This window comes from Anoxybacillus mongoliensis (assembly GCF_014201515.1).
In the GTDB taxonomy this organism is placed as follows: Bacteria; Bacillota; Bacilli; order Bacillales; family Anoxybacillaceae; genus Anoxybacillus; species Anoxybacillus mongoliensis.
Genome location: NZ_JACHEQ010000006.1, coordinates 116846 through 137564, shown reverse-complemented (window position 1 = coordinate 137564; position 20719 = coordinate 116846). Strand labels below are relative to the sequence as shown.

Below are 20719 nucleotides of genomic sequence, written 5' to 3'. Positions count from 1 at the left end.
GATGAAATACGAAACGATTAAGTCCATTGTATTGACGATTCTTGTATGTACGAGCGTTTTTTTAACGTGGAGTTTATGGACGTATCAGCCGAAATATGACTTTATTGAAAACGCAAAATACATTCAAAACGTCCCTGTCAGCAATGTTGCTGTTGATTATAGTACGGTTATTCAGCCACGTTATATTTTTATTCATAAAAATGAACAACATTATGGAATGACACATCACTCGGATATTTATAAATTTATGAAAGAGATGAAAAATTGGACGTTCGATCATTTCGAAAATATATCAAGCACAATTAAAAAAGAACAGTTTCTTTCGTTTATACATGGGAAAGGAAAAATTGAAATTATTTATCCTGATGACATACCGATCGAAATGTATCGAACGATATTTCAATTTGAAGACCAGGACATCGAAAAAGTTCAGTTTGATCGCATCATCATTCCGATGAATGAAAACGAAGAAGAAATGAATGTCTATTTCGTATCTGCCAATGAGAAGCGTATATATAAAGCGGTTGTTCAAGATGCGGTGATTGAAAATTTGAAACAAACATATTATGCGCGGGCAGAACGTTACACACCTTTTTTATCTTATGACATTAGCGAGACAAAATCGTTGTTTTTACCCGCTCGTCCCCTCGTATTAAACCGATTGCAATACTACATGGACGAGTTAAGTAGCGATCGTTTTAAAGATGCATTATTTACAGACCCAAGTTTTGTGAAAAAAGATGTACTCAATTTTGGTGAGGAGTATACAGACGGGTCGCGTTTAATGGATGTTGATTTATCCAAAAAATTGTTGTTGTATGTCAATCCAGCTGCCCGTGGCGAGATAAAGGCGGCGGATCCGACGGTTTTGCAAAAGAGCATTGATTTTGTGAACGATCATGGCGGTTGGACGGATACGTATTATTTTGATCAGTTAGACGAAAATGGAAGAAAGGTAACCTTTCGTTTGTTTGCCAATGGCTACCCTGTATTTAATCGTTATGGAATGGCAGAAATTGTGCAAATATGGGGAGAAAATGAGATTATGAATTACCAACGTCCGTTATTCACATTGGCCATTCCTGACCGAGTAAGTTTACCAATTACACTTTCCTCCGGATATGAAGTCATTGATCAGTTGAAAAAGCAAAAAAATATTCAACATGAATTCATTGACGATATTGCGATTGGCTATGAGCTCGTTCGTGATTCGGAGCGAGAAAATATCGTCATGTTAGAGCCGAGCTGGTATTGTTTGTATAATGGAACGTGGCGAAAAATTGTGATGACGACAGATGAACGAAGAGGGGATATCATTGGATTGGAGTAAAACGAAAACGATTTTTATTATTACATTTCTCATTCTGGATATATTTTTAGGTTACCAATTCATCCAGAAAAAAAATAGTAGCCAGCTTGATGTGATTTTGGAAGCGACTATCGAGGAACAGCTCGAAGCGGATGGCATTACATATGTCGATTTACCAAAAGAGATCACGAAAGCGACATACGTTAGTGGGAAAAGTAAAACGTTTACGGAAGAAGAAGTAAAAAATTTGCCAAACCAACAAGTTGAAGCGGCAAACGAAACCGTTTTGCAAGCTCATTTTATTAAACCTGTGCCGCTACAAGATCCAAAAGACGGCTATCGCCTAACAGAGTTTTTAAGACAAAATATAATTGCAGGTGATCAATATACATTTTGGAAGTATGATGAAGACTTACAAGCGCTCATTTATTTTCAACAATATGAAGGGAAAACCATCTATAAAAATGTGAGCAGTATGTTGCTTATTTATGTGAATGATCGAAATGAAATGGTTGGCTATGAACAAACGTTGCTCGTTGATTTAGAGAAAAACGAGAAAAAACAAGAAATTTTGCCGGCGATTAAAGCATTAGAGACGTTGTATAAGCGAAATTACTTAAAGCCGGGCGATCGAGTAACAAAAATCGATCTGGGATACTATGCGCTCGTTCAGTTTACGACTTCGCAAGTATTAACACCGACATGGCACGTTGTTGTAAATGGAAAAACAGATTATTATGTGAACGCATTTGAAGGACAAGTCATTAGCGATGAAAATAAAGTGTTGGAGTGAATAACATGAGGTTTAGCGTTTTAGCAAGCGGCAGTACAGGCAACGCTTTTTACGTAGAAACGAAACGGGAGCGATTGCTTGTTGATGCTGGGTTAAGCGGCAAACAATTAGAACAATTATTTGCCCATATTGATCGCCGCATTCAAGATGTAACTGGTATTTTAGTGACACATGAACATAGCGACCATATTAAAGGACTAGGTGTTATTGCTCGCAAATATCGCTTACCGATTTATGCGAATGAAAAGACTTGGAAAGCGATGGACGGGTTCATCGGTGACATCCCGCTTGAGCAAAAATTTATTTTTCCAACGGGTTCTGTTCGTACATTTGGAGATTTGGATGTTGAATCGTTCGGTGTGTCTCACGATGCTGTGGAGCCGATGTTTTATGTGTTTCATTATGAGGGAAAAAAGTTAGCTCTCATTACGGATACAGGGTATGTGAGCGAGCGCATGAAAGATGTCATTCGTCATGCGGATGTATTTGTATTTGAAAGTAACCACGACGTAGAAATGTTGCGTATGGGAAAATATCCATGGAACATTAAGCGACGTATTTTAAGTGACGTCGGGCACGTATCCAATGAGGACGCAGGTCTTGCTTTAGCAGACGTCATTGGTGATAAAACAAAGCGCATTTATTTAGCGCATTTAAGCCAAGATAACAATATGAAAGAATTAGCACGAATGACAGTGTCCCAGACGCTTGAGCGAAAAGGAATAGTTGTCGGAGAATCTTTTCAACTGTATGACACAGATCCAGCTCGTCCGACGGCACTGATTTCAGTATAAATTTCACCTTTTTTTCACCAACATGTCGTATGTATATTGTTAGATGCTTAGGGGAAAAGAAGGTTATAATGGAAAAGGGGTCAATATTTTATAAAGAAAGGACGGGTGAAAGATGGGCTATTATGATGATCATTACGAACATATTCGTCAAAAACAAAAAGGCAATCGTGGTGGAGCTTTTTTAGCGGGAATAGTCGGGGCTATTTTAGGCGGAATGATTGTCGTTGTCTCTATTCCTTCGTTAGTTAAATGGGATATTTTACCTTATAAACTTGAACAAACGGAAGAAAAACAGACGACTGTGACGGAGCAGCCAAAAGTAGATAAAAGTGTAGCAGTCGATGTTGTGACTCAAGTAACAAAAGCGGTGAATAAAGTATCAAATGCGGTTGTTGGCATTGTAAATATTCAAGAAGCAAGTTTTTGGTCAGAAGGCGGGGAAGCTGGAACAGGCTCAGGAGTCATTTATAAAAAAGAAGGAAATAAGGCATATATCGTAACGAACCATCACGTTGTTGAAGGTGCCAGCCGTGTGGAAGTAAGTTTAAGCGACGGAACAAAAGTGCCAGCCCGCTTACTTGGGAGCGATGTGTGGACAGATTTGGCCGTATTAGAAATTGACGCAAAACACGTAACAAATGTAGCTGAATTCGGAAATTCTGATGTCGTGAAAGTAGGAGAACCGGTCATTGCGGTTGGAAACCCACTTGGCTTACAATTCGCAGGCTCTGTAACACAAGGAATCATCTCAGGAGTAAACCGGACGATTCCAATTGATATTGACCAAGACGGTATTCCAGATTGGCATGCGGAAGTATTGCAAACAGACGCTGCCATTAACCCTGGAAACAGCGGTGGTGCGCTTGTAAATATCGAAGGGCAAGTCATTGGAATTAACTCAATGAAAATTGCTCAAGAAGCTGTTGAAGGAATCGGATTATCCATTCCAATTAATTATGCTAAACCAATTATTGCGGATTTAGAGAAGTTTGGACAAGTTCGCCGTCCATATATGGGCGTAGAATTGCGTTCATTAAGCGACATCCCAGCATATCATTGGCAACAGACACTTCATTTACCAGCAAACGTCAAAGAAGGCGTAGCTATTTTACAAGTTGTACCGGGCTCGCCAGCTGCGCAAGCGGGATTGCGTGAGTTTGATGTCATTGTAGCGTTAGATGACGAAAAAATCGCTGATGTGATCGAATTAAGAAAACATTTATATAATCGCAAACAAATTGGCGATACGATGAAAGTAACATTTTACCGCGATGGCAAAAAACAAACGGTGACGTTAAAATTAGCGAAACAATCATTATAATGAAACGGCAGGGAATTCCCTGTCGTTTCATTCATGAATAAGGGGTGGTACGTCTTGTGGAAATGTTGCGAGCAACATGTTGAAATCGCTATCGATATGTATGTGGATGAAAAACAACAAGCGCCAGAAATATCAACAATTTCTGTGGATAAAGAAGAAGACACGTGTGACTTTTGTGAAGAACGGGCTGCATATATAGTAGGGAACTAATGTTTTTGCACAATATGTGGATTCGTGTTGTGGATATGTGGATAAAACTTGTGGATATCATGTTTGTAAAGTGGGGATCATTTGTGAATATATACATTATTGCTGTGGGTAAGTTAAAAGAGAAATATTTAAAACAAGGAATAGAAGAATATACAAAACGGTTGTCTGCTTATGCGAAAATGGATATTGTGGAAGTAGCAGATGAAAAAGCGCCAGAGCAGTTAAGTGAACAACAAATGGAACTCGTCAAAAAGAAAGAAGGTGAACGTATTTTAGCAAAAGTTACGGATGACATGCATGTTATTGCTTTAGCGATTGAAGGAAAAATGATGTCGTCAGAAGAGTTTGCCCAAACGCTTGATCGATTAGCGACATATGGAAAAAGTAAAATTGCTTTTATTATCGGTGGTTCGCTCGGCTTAAGCGATGACGTCATGAAACGAGCAAACGAATCGCTTTCGTTTTCAAAAATGACTTTTCCGCATCAACTCATGCGTCTCATTTTAACCGAGCAAATTTACCGCGCTTTCCGAATTAACAGAGGTGAACCGTATCATAAGTAAAGCGGCTGAATTCAGCCGCTTATTTTACCCCTTTCATAAAGCTTTCAATTTTTGGTGAGATGATGAAAAGAATGACGCTAAAGACGATGGCGATTCCACCGATCGTTCCGAAATAAGCCATTTCTGTTTCTGGTGTATAAAACTTCACGATTTGTGCGTTAATGGCTTGGGCTGCCGCGCTTGATAAAAACCATAAGCTCATCGTTTGAGCTGAAAACGCCGCCGGAGCAAGTTTTGTCGTTGCGGATAAACCGACAGGCGATAAGCATAGTTCACCAAACACAACAATTAAGTAGCTTAGCACGAGCCAAAGAGGACTTACTAACGAATCGTTTCCACCGAGATAAGCTGGCAATAAAATGACAACAAACGATAACCCAGCAAACAATAGCGCTAAAGAAAATTTCTTTGGAATGGACGGCTGTTTATCCCCTAATTTCACCCATAGCCAAGCGAAAATCGGGGCAAATGTAATGACAAATAACGGGTTCAACGATTGGAACCAAGCTGGCGAAAGATCGATACCAGCAAAATGCAACTGTGTTCGTTTATCTGCATACGTTGCTAAAATGGTTGAACCTTGTTCTTGAATCGACCAGAACATCGCTGATGCGATGAACAAAGGAATATAAGCGATAATGCGTGAACGTTCCACATCTGTCGTTTTCGGACTACGATACATAACGACAAAGTAAATCGTTGGAATGACAATACCGAAAATACCGACGAGCGATACAAACAAATCGATTGTTAGTGTATTTGTCTGTAAGCCGATGAAAATGAGTAAGGCAATGATCGCTACACCGATTGCGCCCCATGTGAACACTTTTTTCTTTTCATCTGCGGATAACGGGTTTGGTATATGTGTTCCCGCAAGACCGAGATTTTTCTTTTTCGTTCCGATAAATACGAGAAGTCCGAAAAACATACCGATCGCGGCAATACCAAAGCCGAGATGGAAGTTGTATTTCATCCCAACCGTTCCAACAACGAGCGGAGCTAAAAATGCTCCAAGGTTAATGCCCATATAAAAAATGCTAAATCCCGCATCGCGACGGTGATCGCCTTCTGCATATAAATCACCGACAACGCTTGAAACGTTTGGTTTAAGCAATCCCGTTCCAAGCACGATTAAAACCATCGAAACAAAAAACATCGTTACACTTCCTGGAACAGCTAAAGCAATGTGACCGAGCATAATTAAAATACCGCCGTAAAACACAGCTTTTGCTGTCCCGAATAATCGGTCGGCTAACCATCCGCCAATAATGCCCGACATATAAACGAGTGAACCGTAAATGGACATGATCGCTAGAGCAGTCGGTTCATCTAATCCTAAGCCGCCTTTCGATACTTCATAATACATATAAAATACGAGAATAGCACGCATACCATAATAAGAGAAACGTTCCCAAAACTCAGTAAAAAATAATGTGAAAAGTCCTCTCGGATGGCCGAAAAAGCCACGTTGGGGAACGCTTTCGACAATGCGTTGCTTACTTTGTGACATAACGAAACCCCTTTCATTTTTTAAAATAATAATTTTTATTTTCTGTATTTTCTTAATGAAACCAATCTTATATTAAATAAATAGGTTTCACAAGTAACCATTTTAAACGAATGAGTAAATGAAGTAAATAAAAAAATTTTCTAAAATAATATAAGGGTATGGCGAAAAACCCATACCCTTATTTGCGATGCATTTTAAACTGTAAAAACAATTCATTGTAATATGCAAGCATGCTTTTACCGAGATTTTCATATACTTCAAGTTTATCAGCAAGCTGTTCGCTTGGATAAAAACGTTCGTCTTCCACTATCTCTTTCGGTAAGTATTCAAGCGCTTTTTTATTTGGTGTCGAGTAGCCGACGTATTCCGCGTTTTGAGCCGCGTTTTTCGGGTCAAGCATAAAGTTAATAAATTGATGAGCACCTTCAATGTTTTTCGCTGTCTTTGGAATGACCATATTATCAAACCATAAATTTGTTCCTTCTTTTGGGATCACGTAATCAAGCCGTTCGTTTTCCCACATAATTTCTGCTGCATCGCCCGACCAAACGATGCCGATCGCGGCTTCTTCGTTCGCAAGCAGCATTTTAATTTCGTCACCGACAATCGCTTTGACGTTTGGTGTTAGCTGATCAAGTTTTTGTTTTGCTTGTAGTAAATGTGTTTTGTTCGTATCGTTAAGTGAATAATGTAGACTATTTAGCGCCATGCCCATAATTTCGCGTGCACCATCAATAAGTAAAATTTGATTTTTAAATGCAGGGTCCCATAAATCGTTCCAACTCGTTATTTCTTTTCCACCGAGTAGGGCACGATTGTAGACGATGCCGACCGTTCCCCAAAAGTAAGGAATGGAATATTCATTGCCTGGATCAAACGATAAGTCAAGAAAACGCTCATCAATATAGCGCAAGTTTGGGATTTTTGAATGATTGATCGGAAGTAACAACCCTTCCTCTTTCATTTTGCTGATGGCGTATTCTGACGGAACAGCGACATCGAATGTTGTGCCACCTTGGGAAATTTTTGTCATCATCGCTTCATTCGAATCAAATGTTTGGTAAATGACTTTGAGACCCGTTTCTTTTTCAAATTTTTTAATGAGCGCAGGGTCAATATAGTCGCCCCAGTTATAAATCGTTAACGTATTAGCTCCCCCATACCCTTTGGACGATTCGATCGTTTTTGTGACATAAAGCAAACTAAAAGCAATGAGCCAAACGAGCAAAAAAAGTGATGATATTTTTTTCATTTTTGTCCCCCCTTAGCGCTAGCGCGTTGTGTGATGACGTAATACACAACAACGAGAACAAGCGTAAATAAGAAAAGAAGGGTAGATAAAGCGTTAACGGATAACGAAATCCCTTGTCGTGCCCGCGAATAAATTTCCACAGACAACGTCGAAAAGCCGTTCCCTGTCACGAAAAACGTGACCGCAAAGTCATCAAGCGAGTACGTGAGCGCCATGAAAAAGCCAGCAAAAATGCCAGGTGTAATGTACGGAAGGATGACTTTTGTTAATATGTTCCACTCATTTGCCCCTAAATCGCGTGCTGCATCAATCAACGTCGGGCTCATTTCCTGCAGCTTTGGCAACACCATTAATACGACAATCGGAATGCTGAAAGCAATATGAGACAATAAGACAGACGTAAATCCAAGCTGGATGCCAGCAATCGTAAATAAGATCAGAAACGATGCCCCAATAATGACGTCAGGGCTGACGATTAAAACGTTATTTAGCGTAAGCAACGTTTGTTTCCAACGATGTTTTGCATAATAAATGGTAATAGCGCCAAACACGCCAATGATTGTCGCAAGTGATGACGATAATAAGGCGATAATCATTGTATGCAAAACGATAATAAGCAAGCGTGTATCAGCAAACACTTCTTTATACCAGTCAAGAGTAAATGATTCGAAATGATGCATCGTCCCGCCACTATTAAACGAGTAATAAATTAAATAAAAAATAGGCATGTATAATACGAAAAATATAAAAGTTAAATAGAGGCGAGAAAATTTCATTGTCTCACCCCCCATTTTTTATTTCCTGTTAACGCCATAATGCTAGCCATGGCGATCATTAAAAAGACAGCGATTGTCGCCCCCATTCCCCAGTTTTGCGTCACGAGAAAATGTTGCTCAACCGCAGTGCCAAGCGTAATAACGCGGTTTCCAGCGATTAATCTTGTCAACATAAAGAGCGAAAGCGACGGAATGAACACCGCTTGACACCCTGCTTTGACACCATCGAGCGTAAGCGGAAAAATGACGCGACGGAATGTCGTCCATTCGCTCGCTCCTAAGTCGCGCGCTGCATCGATCAAAGAAGGATTCAATTTTTCAAGTGCATTAAAAATCGGCAAAATCATAAACGGAATAAAAATATAAACAGATACAAAAACAAAACTAAAGTCCGTAAACAATAGTTGTTTCGTTCCAATTCCAATCGCCTCAAATAGCGCATTGACTGCCCCATACGTGCCGAACAATCCAAGAAAAGCGTACGCTTTTAGCAATAAATTGACCCATGTTGGCAAAATAATAAGCAACAGCCATAACTGCTTATGCTTCGTTTTTGTTAACAAATAAGCGGTTGGGTATGCAATAAGGAGTGAACATGCTGTGATTAGAAATGCATACCAAAACGAATTAACCGTCATTCGTAAATAAACAGGTGTGAAAAAAGTTTCATAGTTAACGAGCGAGAAATGGCCTTCAATATCGAAAAAAGAATAATAAATAATAAGAATAATCGGTGCAACAACGAACAACCCGATCCACAACCAATAGGGGATGGCATAAGCATATCGGCGCATATTATTCACCCCCACTCCGCTTCATAACATGAATAGCTTCTGGCTCAAAATGGAGGCCAATTTCTTCCCCGATATCCGCCTTTTTTGTCGAGTGAACGAGCCACTCATTTCCATACGTATCGTAACAACAAAGCTCATAATGCACGCCACGGAATAAAACAGAATCAACGCGCACACGCAATTTGCCACGCTCAACAGTTGTTAACTCTAAATCTTCAGGACGAATAACAATGTCGACGCGTTCGTTTTTCGCAAAACCGCGATCGATGCACGCAAATTGTTGATTAGCAAATTCCACAACAAAATCATCGATCATCGTTCCGGTAATGATATTTGATTCCCCGATAAAATCAGCGACGAAACGGTTCACAGGCTCATCATAAATATCTTTCGGTGTACCGCGTTGCTCAATTTTTCCTTTATTTAACACGAAAATTTCATCCGACATCGCAAGAGCTTCTTCTTGATCGTGGGTAACGAAAATAAACGTAATGCCAAGTCTTCGTTGCAATTCGCGCAACTCATATTGCATTTCTGTTCGAAGTTTTAAATCAAGCGCTGATAGCGGTTCATCTAGTAACAGCACATCCGGTTCATTGACGATCGCGCGGGCGATGGCAACACGTTGTCGCTGTCCTCCTGACATTTCATGAATCGCACGTTGTTCGTATCCTTCTAAGTTGACGAAGCGAAGTGCTTCTTTTACTTTTCGTTCAATGTCTTCCTTTCCTATTTTTTTGATACGTAAGCCAAAAGCGACGTTTTCAAATACGTTTAAGTGAGGGAAAAGTGCATAATCTTGAAATACTGTATTCACTTGCCGTTTATTTGCTGGAACATTGTTCATCCGTTTTCCATGAAAATAAATATCGCCTTTTGTTGGTTCGATAAATCCAGCAATTAAGCGGAGAATCGTTGTTTTTCCGCAACCAGAGGGACCGAGAAGTGTATAAAATTTACCGCGCTCCATTTCAAAACTGACGTCATCGAGCACAGGAAGATCATTATCGTATTGTTTTGTGACATGGTTAAAGCGAATGATGACGCGATCGTCCATTTTGTTTTTCCCACCTCATTTATCCATTTTTTAAGTCCATTATGAACGATCGCTTTATGTTCAGCAACCTTTTATTGAAGCACACCGTAGCTAATGATTTCAACTGTTGGGTGAATGTTAATTTCCGCTTTCGCAAAAGCCTTTGACCAGCTTTTTTGTTTTTGAAACGGTTTGTATTCGTAAGCGCGGGCATACAAACCAAATCCGATCGGATCGACTTCATATGTTTGCATTTTTTTCACGATCGCTTCAAGTTGTTTTTGTATTTCTTTTGCGAGCAATTGTTCGAGTTTTTTCTTTTCTTTTTTCATAGCAATATGTGTCGTCGTTTCGGTCAAAATGGCACCTAGATGTATATGAACGTCAAAGCGAAACATCCCATTTTGAAACGACGGTTTATATGAAAAATCACCCTTTTCAATCGAAATGCTTACGTATTCTTTTTGTTTTGTTAGACCCTTTATAGCAAGTGTAAGCGATGTCGCAGGTTTAATATTTTTGTTTAATATCGCAAAATACGGACTTTCTTTTTGTGATAATGAGCCGACATACTTTCGTTGTTTATTAAATAAGGCGATCCCTCCTGCGATTAAATCCCCTTTATGCACTCTTAAAATCGGGGCAAACGGCGTTTGAGCGCGATCAAGCGATAAACGTCGAAACTCAAGTAAATTGATTTTTGTTGTTTGTTTACTTTTATGTGCTGTTAATAACACATCCCGAATAGCCACAGATAGACGCGGTTTATCGTCAAGACGAATGTACATGACATCTTTTAACGGACCGTCAAAAACGATGAAATTTGCTGTTGTTGAATTTTTTGGATCGCGATAAAACACGTCTAAATACGAAAACATATCATGTGTTTTCGCAAATGTTTTACTGACAATGATGTTTTGAGCTTTTCCTCCAACAATTTTCCCTGAGGCAAAGGCGTTTGCTTTTGAACGTCCGTCCCGTGGTGTTACTCCTAATGTACGAATGACTTCGTAAATGTTTTTAGCCTCTTTATTAAACACCGGGCTAACAGAATAGATAAGTAATTTTCCATTTTTCCCTGTATCCAATCCGACAGTCAATGCGAGTGTGAGGTCATCTAGTTGTGTTTTTGCACTACATCCAGTTGTGAAAAGAAAACAGAGGAAGACGTACATATATTTTTTCATTTCTTTTTTCCTCCTTGAAACCATTGCGCCATGGAAACATAAATAAACAAGAAGATAGGAAAAATATAAGCTCCCCATAAACCGTATCGCTCCCACCACGATCCCATCGTTTGAATATGAGAAAACGACGGGGTGTATAAAAAAGACGTCAAAATAAATGCACAAACCGCAATAATAAGTACGATCGTATGATCTTTTTTTCCAAATAGTTGACTAACGCCAAAAACAGTTGTGAAAATATATGGGATGCCTGTCGTTGACATGACAAACAAGTAAAAAGATAAAAAAATCACTTCAAACCGTTCAATAAATGAAAATTCAATCGTTTTCAATAGCGACAACGTCGGCCAAATAAGCGAAGGCGTTTCATCAGGACTAAAGAAAATAAAACAGGTGACTGTAATTAATAAAAAAGTAAAAGCAGAGATACTGTTGGCAATGACCATCGCTTTGATCGCATGTTTTTTTTCTTTTAAAAACGGGTAAAACACGAACGCTAATTCAAAGCCTAAAAACGATAAAACTGTTGTTTTTACCGCTTGAAAAATCGGTGCCCATCCTTCTTTTAAAATAGGGAGCATATATAAAATCGTCCCTTTCTGTAACGGTATCGCAATAAGAATGGGCATCCAAAGCGTTAAGTAAAAGACGAATTCCGCGTAGCGCGCTAGGACGCGTACGCCGTTTCGCGTAATTAAAAAGCCCGGTAGCATAAATAAAATCATAATAAGATAGTTTGGTGTATTTGGTAAAATCCATACTTGTGTAATATGAATGGCGGTAAAAACGACAGTCATAGACGCTAATAAAGCGTAAGCGACAAAAGCAAGATGGATTAATGTCCCAAATATCCTTCCAAAATAGCGACGAGAAAGATCGAAAATCGTGTCTTGTGGATGCTTCGCCATCGTTTTTATAATGATCGTACTTGCGATGATAGAAATAAGCCACCCAATAATAATAGCGATCCATCCGTCCGTGTTGGCAATATCAGCAAGCTGGGCTGGAAGCGATAAAATGCCGATACCGATTTGTGCGCCCGAGATGAGAAAAATATATTGCATTATCGTGATTTCGTTAAATTCATATCGTTTCATAAGCACCACTTATTTACGGAATTTTTTTTGTCTCGTCAGTTGTGTCGGACGAGCGGATAATGGTCGCGTGCGCATCATCCAAAGCGGAAAGCGTAAAATCGTATCTTTCCAGTCGCGCAATCGTGCAGGAGCGAATGGACTCCCTTCAGGTGTGCCAAGTGACTCTAACGAAATGAGATGACCGATAATAAGCATGAAACCGATGACCATTCCAACTAAACCAAATAAAGAAGCAGCAATCATCATTGGAAAGCGCAATAAACGAATCGATTCCGACATATCCGGATTTGGAATAATAAATGAGGCAATGGCTGTCAGTGAAACGATGACGACCATAATGTTGCTAACGATACCAGCTTGAACAGCAGCTTGCCCGATGACAACACCTCCAACGATGCCGACCGTTTGCCCAATTGGTGCAGGTAAACGCAACCCTGCTTCACGTAACATTTCAATCGCAAGCTCCATTAACACAGCTTCTAAAAGTGGCGGAAGCGGGACGCGTTCGCGCGATTCACCAATCGTTAACAATAAATTGAGCGGGATAATTTCATAATGAAACGAAAGTGCCGCAATATAAGCGGATGGTAAAAAAATGGCCATAAAAAAGGCAAGCAAGCGCAAAAGTCGTAAAAACGACGCGATCATCCAACGCGTACTGTAATCGTCGACTGTTTGAAAAAACGTAATAAATGTCATTGGTCCAATCATGACGCTAGGTGAGTGGTCAACGACGATCACGATGCGCCCTTGTAGTAAATTGCTCACCGCTGCATCGGGACGTTCAGTTAATAAAAATTGTGGAAATGGCGAGAACGGATTATCCTCAATATGTTGCATCAGCTCGCCCGTATTGACAATTGTGTCGACATCGACTTGTTCGATTCGATCTTTCAATTCTTGTAACACCTCTGGGTGAGTCACGTCTTCTAAATATAACAGTGCGACAGAGGTATGTCCTCTTCTACCAACGGTCGTTGTTTCAACTTTTAATTGTTGATGCGGCAAATAGCGACGAATGAGTGCGATGTTTTTTTCGTACGTTTCAATAAACCCTTGGTGCGACCCTTTCAAAGACGATTCAATTTGCGGTTCCGCAATGGCGCGTTGTGGCCATCCTTGCGTGTCGAGTAGTAATACGTGGTCGTCGCCGTCTAGAAATAGTGCTGTTTCCCCTTGAAACACGCGCTGAATAACATGTTCCCATATTGTCGCATATGATTTTGCCCCGATTGGCAATTGAATATCAGCAATTGTATTTATTTGTCTCGTTTCAAATAAAAGTGGGCTAATCACGTTATTGTTGATTGAGTTTTTATCAACAAGTGTGTTGAGATATACAAGCAACGCCCGTTTTTTCGGTTCACCAATGAGTAGATGGCAATATACAAGATCAGGCGTTTTTGTAAAATAGTCACGCAACGTTTGTTCATTCGCATCGAGCGAATGGGCCAATAGTTGTTGAGTGCCGTTCATTATTCATCCCCTTTCAGCTGTTGAAGCGGTTTGATGGCTGGTCCCTCTAACACTTTTCCAGTAAAACAAAAACGTGAACCGTGACATGGACAGTCCCATGACCGCTCGCTATTGTTCCATTCGAGTTCACATCCCATATGTGTACACGTCGTATCGACGACATAAAGTGTGCCGTCATCGTCGCGATAAGCACCAGCTCGTTTTCCTCCTACATTGACCACAGCCCCTTCTCCACGCAATATGTCGCGGGGGGTACGAATGGCGTATTCAAGCTTTCCGATCAAGAAATGTTTTGCGACATCGATTCCTTCCGTCAGCAAGTGATTGAGCGACGGATCAGCGATAAATCGTGATGGAGTAAACAGTTGAGCGTAACGGTTTTCTTTTTGTAATGCTAAATCGGTTAACAGATGAGCAGCGACCGTGCTTGTCGTCATGCCCCATTTTCGATACCCTGTCGCGACAAGAATGTGTGGAAGACCTGTGCGAACGGGACCGATGTATGGAAGATTGTCTAGCGTGATGAGATCTTGCGCCGACCAACGATATAGCACATGTGATAAACCGAACGTATGTTCACAAAATGCTTGTAACGCTTCATAGTGTTGAATCATGTTGATCCCTTGTCCGACTTTATGCGACTCGCCACCGATTAGAAGAAGCGGCTTGCCGTCCATCGTTGTGCAGCGAAGAGATCGCTTTGGTTCATTTGCGCTTAAATACATGCCTTGCAGTCGTTCGTGTGACTCGACTGCAATAACGTACGATCGTTCTGCATGCAAGCGTGCAAAGTAAAAAGCAGGGTCAAAAAACGGAAAGTGGGTACAAATGACAACCGTGTCGCACGTGATCGTTGCGCCATTTTTCGTTTGTACAATCGGGCGATGGGCTGTCTCGATATGTTGTGCAACAGTTTGTTCGTAAAAAGATGCCCCATGTTCGACCGCGAGCTCCACTAATGTTTTTAAATAATGGAGCGGATGAAATTGCGCTTGGTTGCGCATCATGACTGCACCTTGGACGGAAAAAGGAAGCGAAAGTTGATCGACATATGCCCCGTCGATGCCGAGCGTTTCATACGCTTTCCATTCCGCCTCAAGCATATGTAATTGTGTTTCTTCCGTTGTATATATGTACGCGTCTTCTAGCGATAAATCGCAAGGAATATCGTGTTTTTTTATCGTTTGTAACATCGATTGCAGCGCTTTTTCGTTTGCTTCGTAATAATGGCGAGCATTTTCTTCTCCGAAGTGGGCAATTAGTTCATGATAAATGAGATCATGCTGGGCGGTAATTTTTGCGGTCGTATGCCCTGTTGTACCGTGACATAGCCGGTCTGCTTCGATGACGGCGACACGCACGCCTTGTTTAGCGAGCAAATAAGCGGTTGTAATGCCTGTTATTCCTCCACCAATAATCGCTACATCTGTTTCAAGCGGTTGCGTCAAAGATGGAAAAGACGGAATCATTGTTGTTTGTAGCCAATACGATTGAGATGACTTTGGTAAAGACATGAGTTTGTTCCTCCATATCCATGTTTTTCTTAATTTTCCCCAAATCGAAAAGTTTATGATGAACATTTGTAAAGATGATAAAATGGAAATAGACGTGTATAGAAATGTTTTTATAACATAACGTAAGAGGGAGAGTTAAAGTGAATAAAGATGCAAGTGTTCGTTTACAAGATAATATCGTCTTAGAACATTATGGGCTGAATGAATTGCATTTAGAATCTGTTCGCCATTATCGTGAGCAATTTGCAAAAGTCAAACCAAACCACCCATGGAACGGTTTAGAAACGAAAGATTTTTTATATAAGATTGGGGCATGGGGAAAAATACGAAACACAAGCAAGGAAGGATTAACATTAGCAGGACTTCTTATGTTTAGCGAAGAGCGAATGATTACAGAAGTTTTACCACAATACTTTCTTGAATATCGTGAATATGATGATAATCATATGCATTGGACAAGTCGTTTCACTTCACAAGATGGAACGTGGTCGGGAAATATTTATGATTTTTATTTTAAAGTGATGAACGAGTTCAAAGATGTATCTACATTTGAAAAAGAAGCGGTGCATGAAGCACTTATCAACGCGATTGTCCATGCCGATTATAATGGCGATGGAGGCATTATTGTTGAACGGCAGCAATCATATATACAATTTTCTAATCCTGGGCTTTTCGGTATTCCTTTAGAACAGGCATTTAGCGGCGGTGTTAGCCATTTGCGTAATCCGAATGTGTTCAAAATGTTTATTTACATTCATTTTTGCAAGCGAGCTGGAGTTGGTTTGAAAACGATCGAAACAATTTGTTTGCAACAGCCTGTCATTGATCAATATGATTTCCAGGAGCGGACGGTTATTACATTACCAGTCGTGTCCTTTTCAGAAAGACATAAACACGACGATGATCTAGAGATGGTATGTGATTGGTCAGATCATTTAGAGTTAGTTGACTCCATAAATAACAAAAACAACTCCTGTAATAGTGATCAAAACTCCGTAAATATCGACTTGAAGTCCATAAACAAAGGGATTAAGTCCTTAAATAATGATTCCGACTCCGTAAACATCGGACTTAACTCCGTAAATAACGAAAACAACTCCTATAATAAAGAGCAAAACTCCATAAATAATTCACCTAACTTCGTAAATAACGAAGAAGAAACGAATATTGATCAGGAGCTCTGGAGTATTGCTGAGATTGCGCGTAAGAAAAAAAGGCTTGCACCGACCAAAATGGAAGAAATCATTTTGCAACTATGTGCCCATCGGCCATTAATGTTAAAAGAATTAGCTTATTTATTAGATCGAACGCCAGACGGACTGCGCAATAATTATTTAGGAAAGCTGTTAGCGGAAGGGAAAATGCGTTTAAAGTATCCAGACCAACCAAATCATCCAAAACAAGCATATATAACAAATAAGCAATATTCATGATTTGTTCAATATTTCACAATCTATAGTATAGAAAAGAATGTTACAATAATGGTAACAAAAGAAAAGTTGAGGTGACAGATGATGCTCGTATGCGAATGGAGAAACTTTTCAACAGATGCAGAAACATATACATTGGAGCTATTTGAAGAAATGATTGGGGACGAATTTGAAGCAATGATGTTTGAAGATGATCAAGATATTCCTTCTTATATATGGACAGTGAACTATGTCGTAATTGTTAAGCGAAATACGCGCATGTACAACGATATTTCGTTTACAAAAATTCCACGCAATCCAGTATGTGAGTGACCGCCTTCTTTATAAGAAGCGGTTCTCTTGCACAATATATTTGCTCAATATTTCACAAAGTTGACACACACAAACGATCCTATCTTCGTTATAATGTGAATGTGAAAGTAATCACATTTTTATTTTCGATCAACTTGTGAAAAAATTCACAAGTAAATATAGGAGGGTCTTATATGGCTGTTGATGAAAAAGTATTAGACCAAAAGAAAGAAGTTACAAAGATGATCGATACGCTCGTGGCGAATGCGCAAAAGGCGTTAAAAGCGTTTCGCGATTACGATCAAGAAACGATTGACCATATCGTCAAGCAAATGGCGTTAGCTGGACTTGATAAACATATGTATTTAGCGAAATTAGCGATTGAAGAAACAAAACGTGGCGTATATGAAGATAAAATCATTAAAAACATTTTTGCGACAGAATACATTTATCATAACATTAAGTACGATAAAACGGTTGGCGTTATCCGCGAAAATGAACATGAAGGCATCATTGAGATTGCCGAGCCTGTTGGCGTCATTGCTGGGGTAACACCGGTAACAAACCCAACATCGACAACGATGTTTAAAGCGCTCATTTCAATTAAGACCCGCAACCCAATCATTTTTGCGTTCCATCCGTCCGCGCAAAAATGTAGCAGTGAAGCGGCACGCATTTTACGTGATGCAGCAATTGCGGCTGGCGCGCCAGAACATTGTATTCAATGGATCGAAACGCCTTCCGTTGAAGCAACGCAACAATTGATGCATCACCCTGGCGTTTCGCTTATTCTCGCGACAGGTGGAGCAGGCATGGTCAAAGCGGCATATAGCTCAGGAAAACCAGCATTAGGGGTTGGACCTGGTAACGTGCCTTGCTATATTGAGAAAACAGCAAATATAAAACGTGCTGTGAACGACCTTATTCTTTCAAAAACGTTTGACAACGGTATGATTTGTGCATCTGAACAAGCGGTCATTATTGATAAAGAAATTTATGACGCGGTAAAAAACGAAATGATTGCAAACAAATGTTACTTCTTAAATGAAGAAGAAAAGAAAAAAGTTGAAAAGCTTGTCATTAATGAAAATACGTGCGCAGTCAATCCGAATATTGTCGGTAAACCAGCATATGAAATTGCGAAAATGGCAGGAGTTGACGTGCCGGTTGATACGAAAATTCTTGTGGCAGAACTAAAAAGCGTCGGTCCGCAAGAGCCACTTTCTCGTGAAAAATTAAGTCCGGTATTGGCGTGCTATAAGGTGAATAGTACAGAAGAAGGGTTAAAACGAGCAGAAGAAATGCTTGAGTTCGGTGGACTTGGCCACTCTGCTGTTATTCATTCAGAAAATCAAGAAGTCATTCTTGAATTCGGTAAGCGAATGAAAGCAGGGCGAATCATTTCGAACGCACCATCTTCACAAGGAGCGATCGGTGACATTTACAATGCATACATTCCGTCATTGACGCTCGGTTGCGGTACGTTTGGAGGCAACTCGGTTTCAACAAACGTAGGTGCGACACATTTAATTAACATTAAAAAATTAGCGAGAAGGAATGTAAACATGCAATGGTTTAAAGTTCCGCCAAAAATTTATTTTGAAAAACATGCAACACAATATTTAGCGAAAATGCCAAACATCTCACGTGCCTTTATTGTTACAGATCCAGGCATGGTGAAGCTTGGCTATGTCGATAAAGTGTTGTACTATTTACGCAAACGCCCAGATTATGTGCATTGCGAAATTTTCTCAGAAGTGGAGCCAGATCCATCCATTGAAACAGTGATGAAAGGTGCCGACATGATGCATGCGTTCCAACCAGACGTCATCATCGCCCTCGGCGGTGGTTCGGCGATGGACGCGGCGAAAGCGATGTGGTTGTTCTATGAACATCCAAATACAGACTTTAACGGATTAAAACAAAAGTTTTTAGATATTCGTAAACGTGTATTTAAATATCCAAAACTCGGTCAAAAAGCGCAATTTGTCGCGATTCCAACAACGTCTGGTACAGGTTCAGAAGTGACATCGTTTGCGGTCATTACAGATAAGAAAAATAATGTAAAATATCCGCTCGCTGATTATGAGTTAACACCAGATGTCGCGATCGTTGATCCACAATTCGTTATGACGATGCCAAAACATATTACAGCCGATACAGGTATGGACGTATTAACACATGCGATTGAAGCGTACGTATCGAACATGGCGAACGACTATACAGACGGATTAGCGTTAAAAGCGATTCAACTCGTCTTTGAATACTTGCCACGTGCATACAAAAACGGCAACGACGAAGTAGCGCGCGAAAAAATGCACAACGCATCAACAATTGCCGGTATGGCATTTGCGAACGCATTTTTAGGTATTAACCATAGCTTAGCGCATAAACTTGGTGCAGAATTCCATATTCCGCACGGACGTGCGAATACGATTTTAATGCCGCATGTCATTCGTTACAACGCGCAAAAACCGAAGAAGTTTACAGCGTTTCCGAAGTACGAACATTTCGTTGCTGATCAACGTTACGCTCAAATTGCCCGCTTGCTCGGTTTGCCAGCGAAAACGACAGAAGAAGGAGTAGAAAGCCTCGTTCAAGCGATCATTAAGCTCGCAAAAGAACTCGACATGCCATTAAGCATCGCAGCAACAGGCGTCAGCAAAGAAGAGTTTGAAAGTAAAGTCGAACAACTTGCTGAATTAGCTTTCGAAGATCAATGTACAACAGCTAACCCAAAATTACCATTAGTCAGCGACCTTGCCGACATTTATCGCCAAGCGTATAAGGGGGTTTAAGATGATAAGGGACGTCCGATGAAGGATGTCCCCTCTTTTTGTTTATGGTACACTAATAGAGGAAAGAGAGGGACGGATCGTGAAACAAGCGAAGACGAATGCTGTACGCATGCTTGATCGCGCACGTGTGCCATATGAACTGTTAACTTATGACTATACAGATGGACAAATTGATGGAATATCGGTTGCAAAAAAAATTGGTCAACGTGAAGAAATGGTATATAAAACGCTTGTGACAAAAGGGGCGAGCGGACAACTTTACGTATTCGTCATCCCTGTCGCAGCGGAGTTGCATGTAAAAAAAGCAGCGGCTGTTGTTGGAGAAAAAAGTGTGCATATGTTGCCTGTGGCAGACATTGAAAAAATGACAGGGTATGTGCGTGGCGGTTGCTCGCCTATTGGGATGAAAAAGATGTATGCCACATATGTGGACGAATCGGCGCTTTTGCACGAGCAAATCATTGTGAGCGCAGGGAAAATCGGCATGCAAATGAAACTTTTTGTTCAAGATTTATTAAAGTTAACCAATGGAAAAACCGCACATGTCATCAAAGCGTAGGAGGGTTGG

The 20719-nt window shown here is 40.3% G+C and carries 19 protein-coding genes; 10 read left to right on the top strand and 9 right to left on the bottom strand.

Features of this window, described 5'->3' with window-relative positions; translation table 11 throughout:
- Nucleotide 1 precedes the first annotated feature (1 nt).
- The 6 genes from HNR43_RS07445 (at nucleotide 2) to rlmH (ending at nucleotide 4990) form a co-directional block, all read left to right on the top strand.
- Nucleotides 2-1330: a YycH family regulatory protein gene (locus HNR43_RS07445; protein WP_183242642.1), complete on the top strand. Its 1329-nt coding sequence runs from the start codon at nucleotides 2-4 to the stop codon at nucleotides 1328-1330.
- Nucleotides 1317-2102, top strand: coding sequence for a two-component system regulatory protein YycI (locus HNR43_RS07440; RefSeq protein ID WP_183242640.1), 786 nt, complete (start codon nucleotides 1317-1319; stop codon nucleotides 2100-2102). Before HNR43_RS07445 ends, HNR43_RS07440 begins: the two co-directional genes overlap by 14 nt.
- A 5-nt stretch (nucleotides 2103-2107) precedes the next feature.
- Nucleotides 2108-2896, top strand: coding sequence for an MBL fold metallo-hydrolase (locus HNR43_RS07435; RefSeq protein ID WP_183242638.1), 789 nt, complete (start codon nucleotides 2108-2110; stop codon nucleotides 2894-2896).
- Between the two features lie 112 nt (nucleotides 2897-3008).
- Nucleotides 3009-4217 carry a S1C family serine protease gene (locus tag HNR43_RS07430; RefSeq protein ID WP_183242636.1) on the top strand — a complete coding sequence of 403 codons (1209 nt, stop codon included), beginning with the start codon at nucleotides 3009-3011 and terminating at the stop codon, nucleotides 4215-4217.
- Between the two features lie 54 nt (nucleotides 4218-4271).
- Nucleotides 4272-4427 carry a CxxH/CxxC protein gene (locus HNR43_RS07425; RefSeq protein WP_183242634.1) on the top strand — a complete coding sequence of 52 codons (156 nt, stop codon included), beginning with the start codon at nucleotides 4272-4274 and terminating at the stop codon, nucleotides 4425-4427.
- A gap of 83 nt (nucleotides 4428-4510) precedes the next feature.
- Complete coding sequence (rlmH, locus tag HNR43_RS07420; RefSeq protein WP_183242632.1) at nucleotides 4511-4990, top strand: 23S rRNA (pseudouridine(1915)-N(3))-methyltransferase RlmH; 480 nt, start codon at nucleotides 4511-4513, stop codon at nucleotides 4988-4990.
- 19 nt (nucleotides 4991-5009) lie between these two features.
- Here the strand turns inward: rlmH and HNR43_RS07415 are convergent, their stop codons facing one another.
- The 9 genes from HNR43_RS07415 to HNR43_RS07375 all read right to left on the bottom strand — a co-directional run bounded on the left by HNR43_RS07415 (nucleotide 5010) and on the right by HNR43_RS07375 (nucleotide 15632).
- On the bottom strand, nucleotides 5010-6500 hold the full coding sequence (locus tag HNR43_RS07415) for a peptide MFS transporter (RefSeq protein WP_183242630.1): 1491 nt from the start codon (nucleotides 6498-6500) through the stop codon (nucleotides 5010-5012).
- 178 nt (nucleotides 6501-6678) lie between these two features.
- Nucleotides 6679-7752, bottom strand: a complete 1074-nt coding sequence (locus HNR43_RS07410) for an ABC transporter substrate-binding protein (protein ID WP_183242628.1) — start codon at nucleotides 7750-7752, stop codon at nucleotides 6679-6681.
- Entirely contained in the window at nucleotides 7749-8528 is a 780-nt protein-coding gene (locus tag HNR43_RS07405) for an ABC transporter permease (RefSeq protein WP_246346272.1), read from the bottom strand. Before HNR43_RS07405 ends, HNR43_RS07410 begins: the two co-directional genes overlap by 4 nt.
- Nucleotides 8525-9322, bottom strand: coding sequence for an ABC transporter permease (locus HNR43_RS07400; protein WP_183242624.1), 798 nt, complete (start codon nucleotides 9320-9322; stop codon nucleotides 8525-8527). Before HNR43_RS07400 ends, HNR43_RS07405 begins: the two co-directional genes overlap by 4 nt.
- 1 nt (nucleotide 9323) lies before the next feature.
- Nucleotides 9324-10379, bottom strand: a complete 1056-nt coding sequence (locus HNR43_RS07395; RefSeq protein WP_183242622.1) for an ABC transporter ATP-binding protein — start codon at nucleotides 10377-10379, stop codon at nucleotides 9324-9326.
- Between the two features lie 71 nt (nucleotides 10380-10450).
- Nucleotides 10451-11545, bottom strand: coding sequence for a Ger(x)C family spore germination protein (locus tag HNR43_RS07390; protein ID WP_183242620.1), 1095 nt, complete (start codon nucleotides 11543-11545; stop codon nucleotides 10451-10453).
- Nucleotides 11542-12642, bottom strand: a complete 1101-nt coding sequence (locus HNR43_RS07385) for a GerAB/ArcD/ProY family transporter (protein WP_183242618.1) — start codon at nucleotides 12640-12642, stop codon at nucleotides 11542-11544. The genes HNR43_RS07390 and HNR43_RS07385 overlap by 4 nt, the downstream gene beginning before the upstream one ends.
- Nucleotides 12643-12651: 9 nt before the next feature.
- Nucleotides 12652-14121 (bottom strand): spore germination protein, encoded by a 1470-nt coding sequence (locus HNR43_RS07380; RefSeq protein ID WP_183242700.1) that lies wholly within the window; start codon nucleotides 14119-14121, stop codon nucleotides 12652-12654.
- Nucleotides 14118-15632, bottom strand: coding sequence for an FAD-dependent oxidoreductase (locus HNR43_RS07375; protein WP_183242616.1), 1515 nt, complete (start codon nucleotides 15630-15632; stop codon nucleotides 14118-14120). Before HNR43_RS07375 ends, HNR43_RS07380 begins: the two co-directional genes overlap by 4 nt.
- A 140-nt stretch (nucleotides 15633-15772) precedes the next feature.
- Here HNR43_RS07375 and HNR43_RS07370 point away from each other — a divergent pair, with 140 nt between their 5' ends.
- The 4 genes from HNR43_RS07370 (at nucleotide 15773) to ybaK (ending at nucleotide 20710) form a co-directional block, all read left to right on the top strand.
- On the top strand, nucleotides 15773-17065 hold the full coding sequence (locus HNR43_RS07370; protein WP_183242614.1) for a transcriptional regulator: 1293 nt from the start codon (nucleotides 15773-15775) through the stop codon (nucleotides 17063-17065).
- A gap of 81 nt (nucleotides 17066-17146) precedes the next feature.
- Nucleotides 17147-17374: a hypothetical protein gene (locus tag HNR43_RS07365; protein WP_032101622.1), complete on the top strand. Its 228-nt coding sequence runs from the start codon at nucleotides 17147-17149 to the stop codon at nucleotides 17372-17374.
- Between the two features lie 173 nt (nucleotides 17375-17547).
- A complete protein-coding gene (gene adhE / locus HNR43_RS07360) occupies nucleotides 17548-20151 on the top strand; it encodes a bifunctional acetaldehyde-CoA/alcohol dehydrogenase (protein ID WP_183242612.1) in 2604 nt (867 codons plus the stop codon).
- Between the two features lie 79 nt (nucleotides 20152-20230).
- The gene (gene ybaK, locus HNR43_RS07355; RefSeq protein WP_343055733.1) at nucleotides 20231-20710 is read left to right on the top strand and encodes a Cys-tRNA(Pro) deacylase; all 480 of its coding nucleotides are present in this window, start codon (nucleotides 20231-20233) and stop codon (nucleotides 20708-20710) included.
- The last annotated feature ends 9 nt before the right edge of the window (nucleotides 20711-20719 follow it).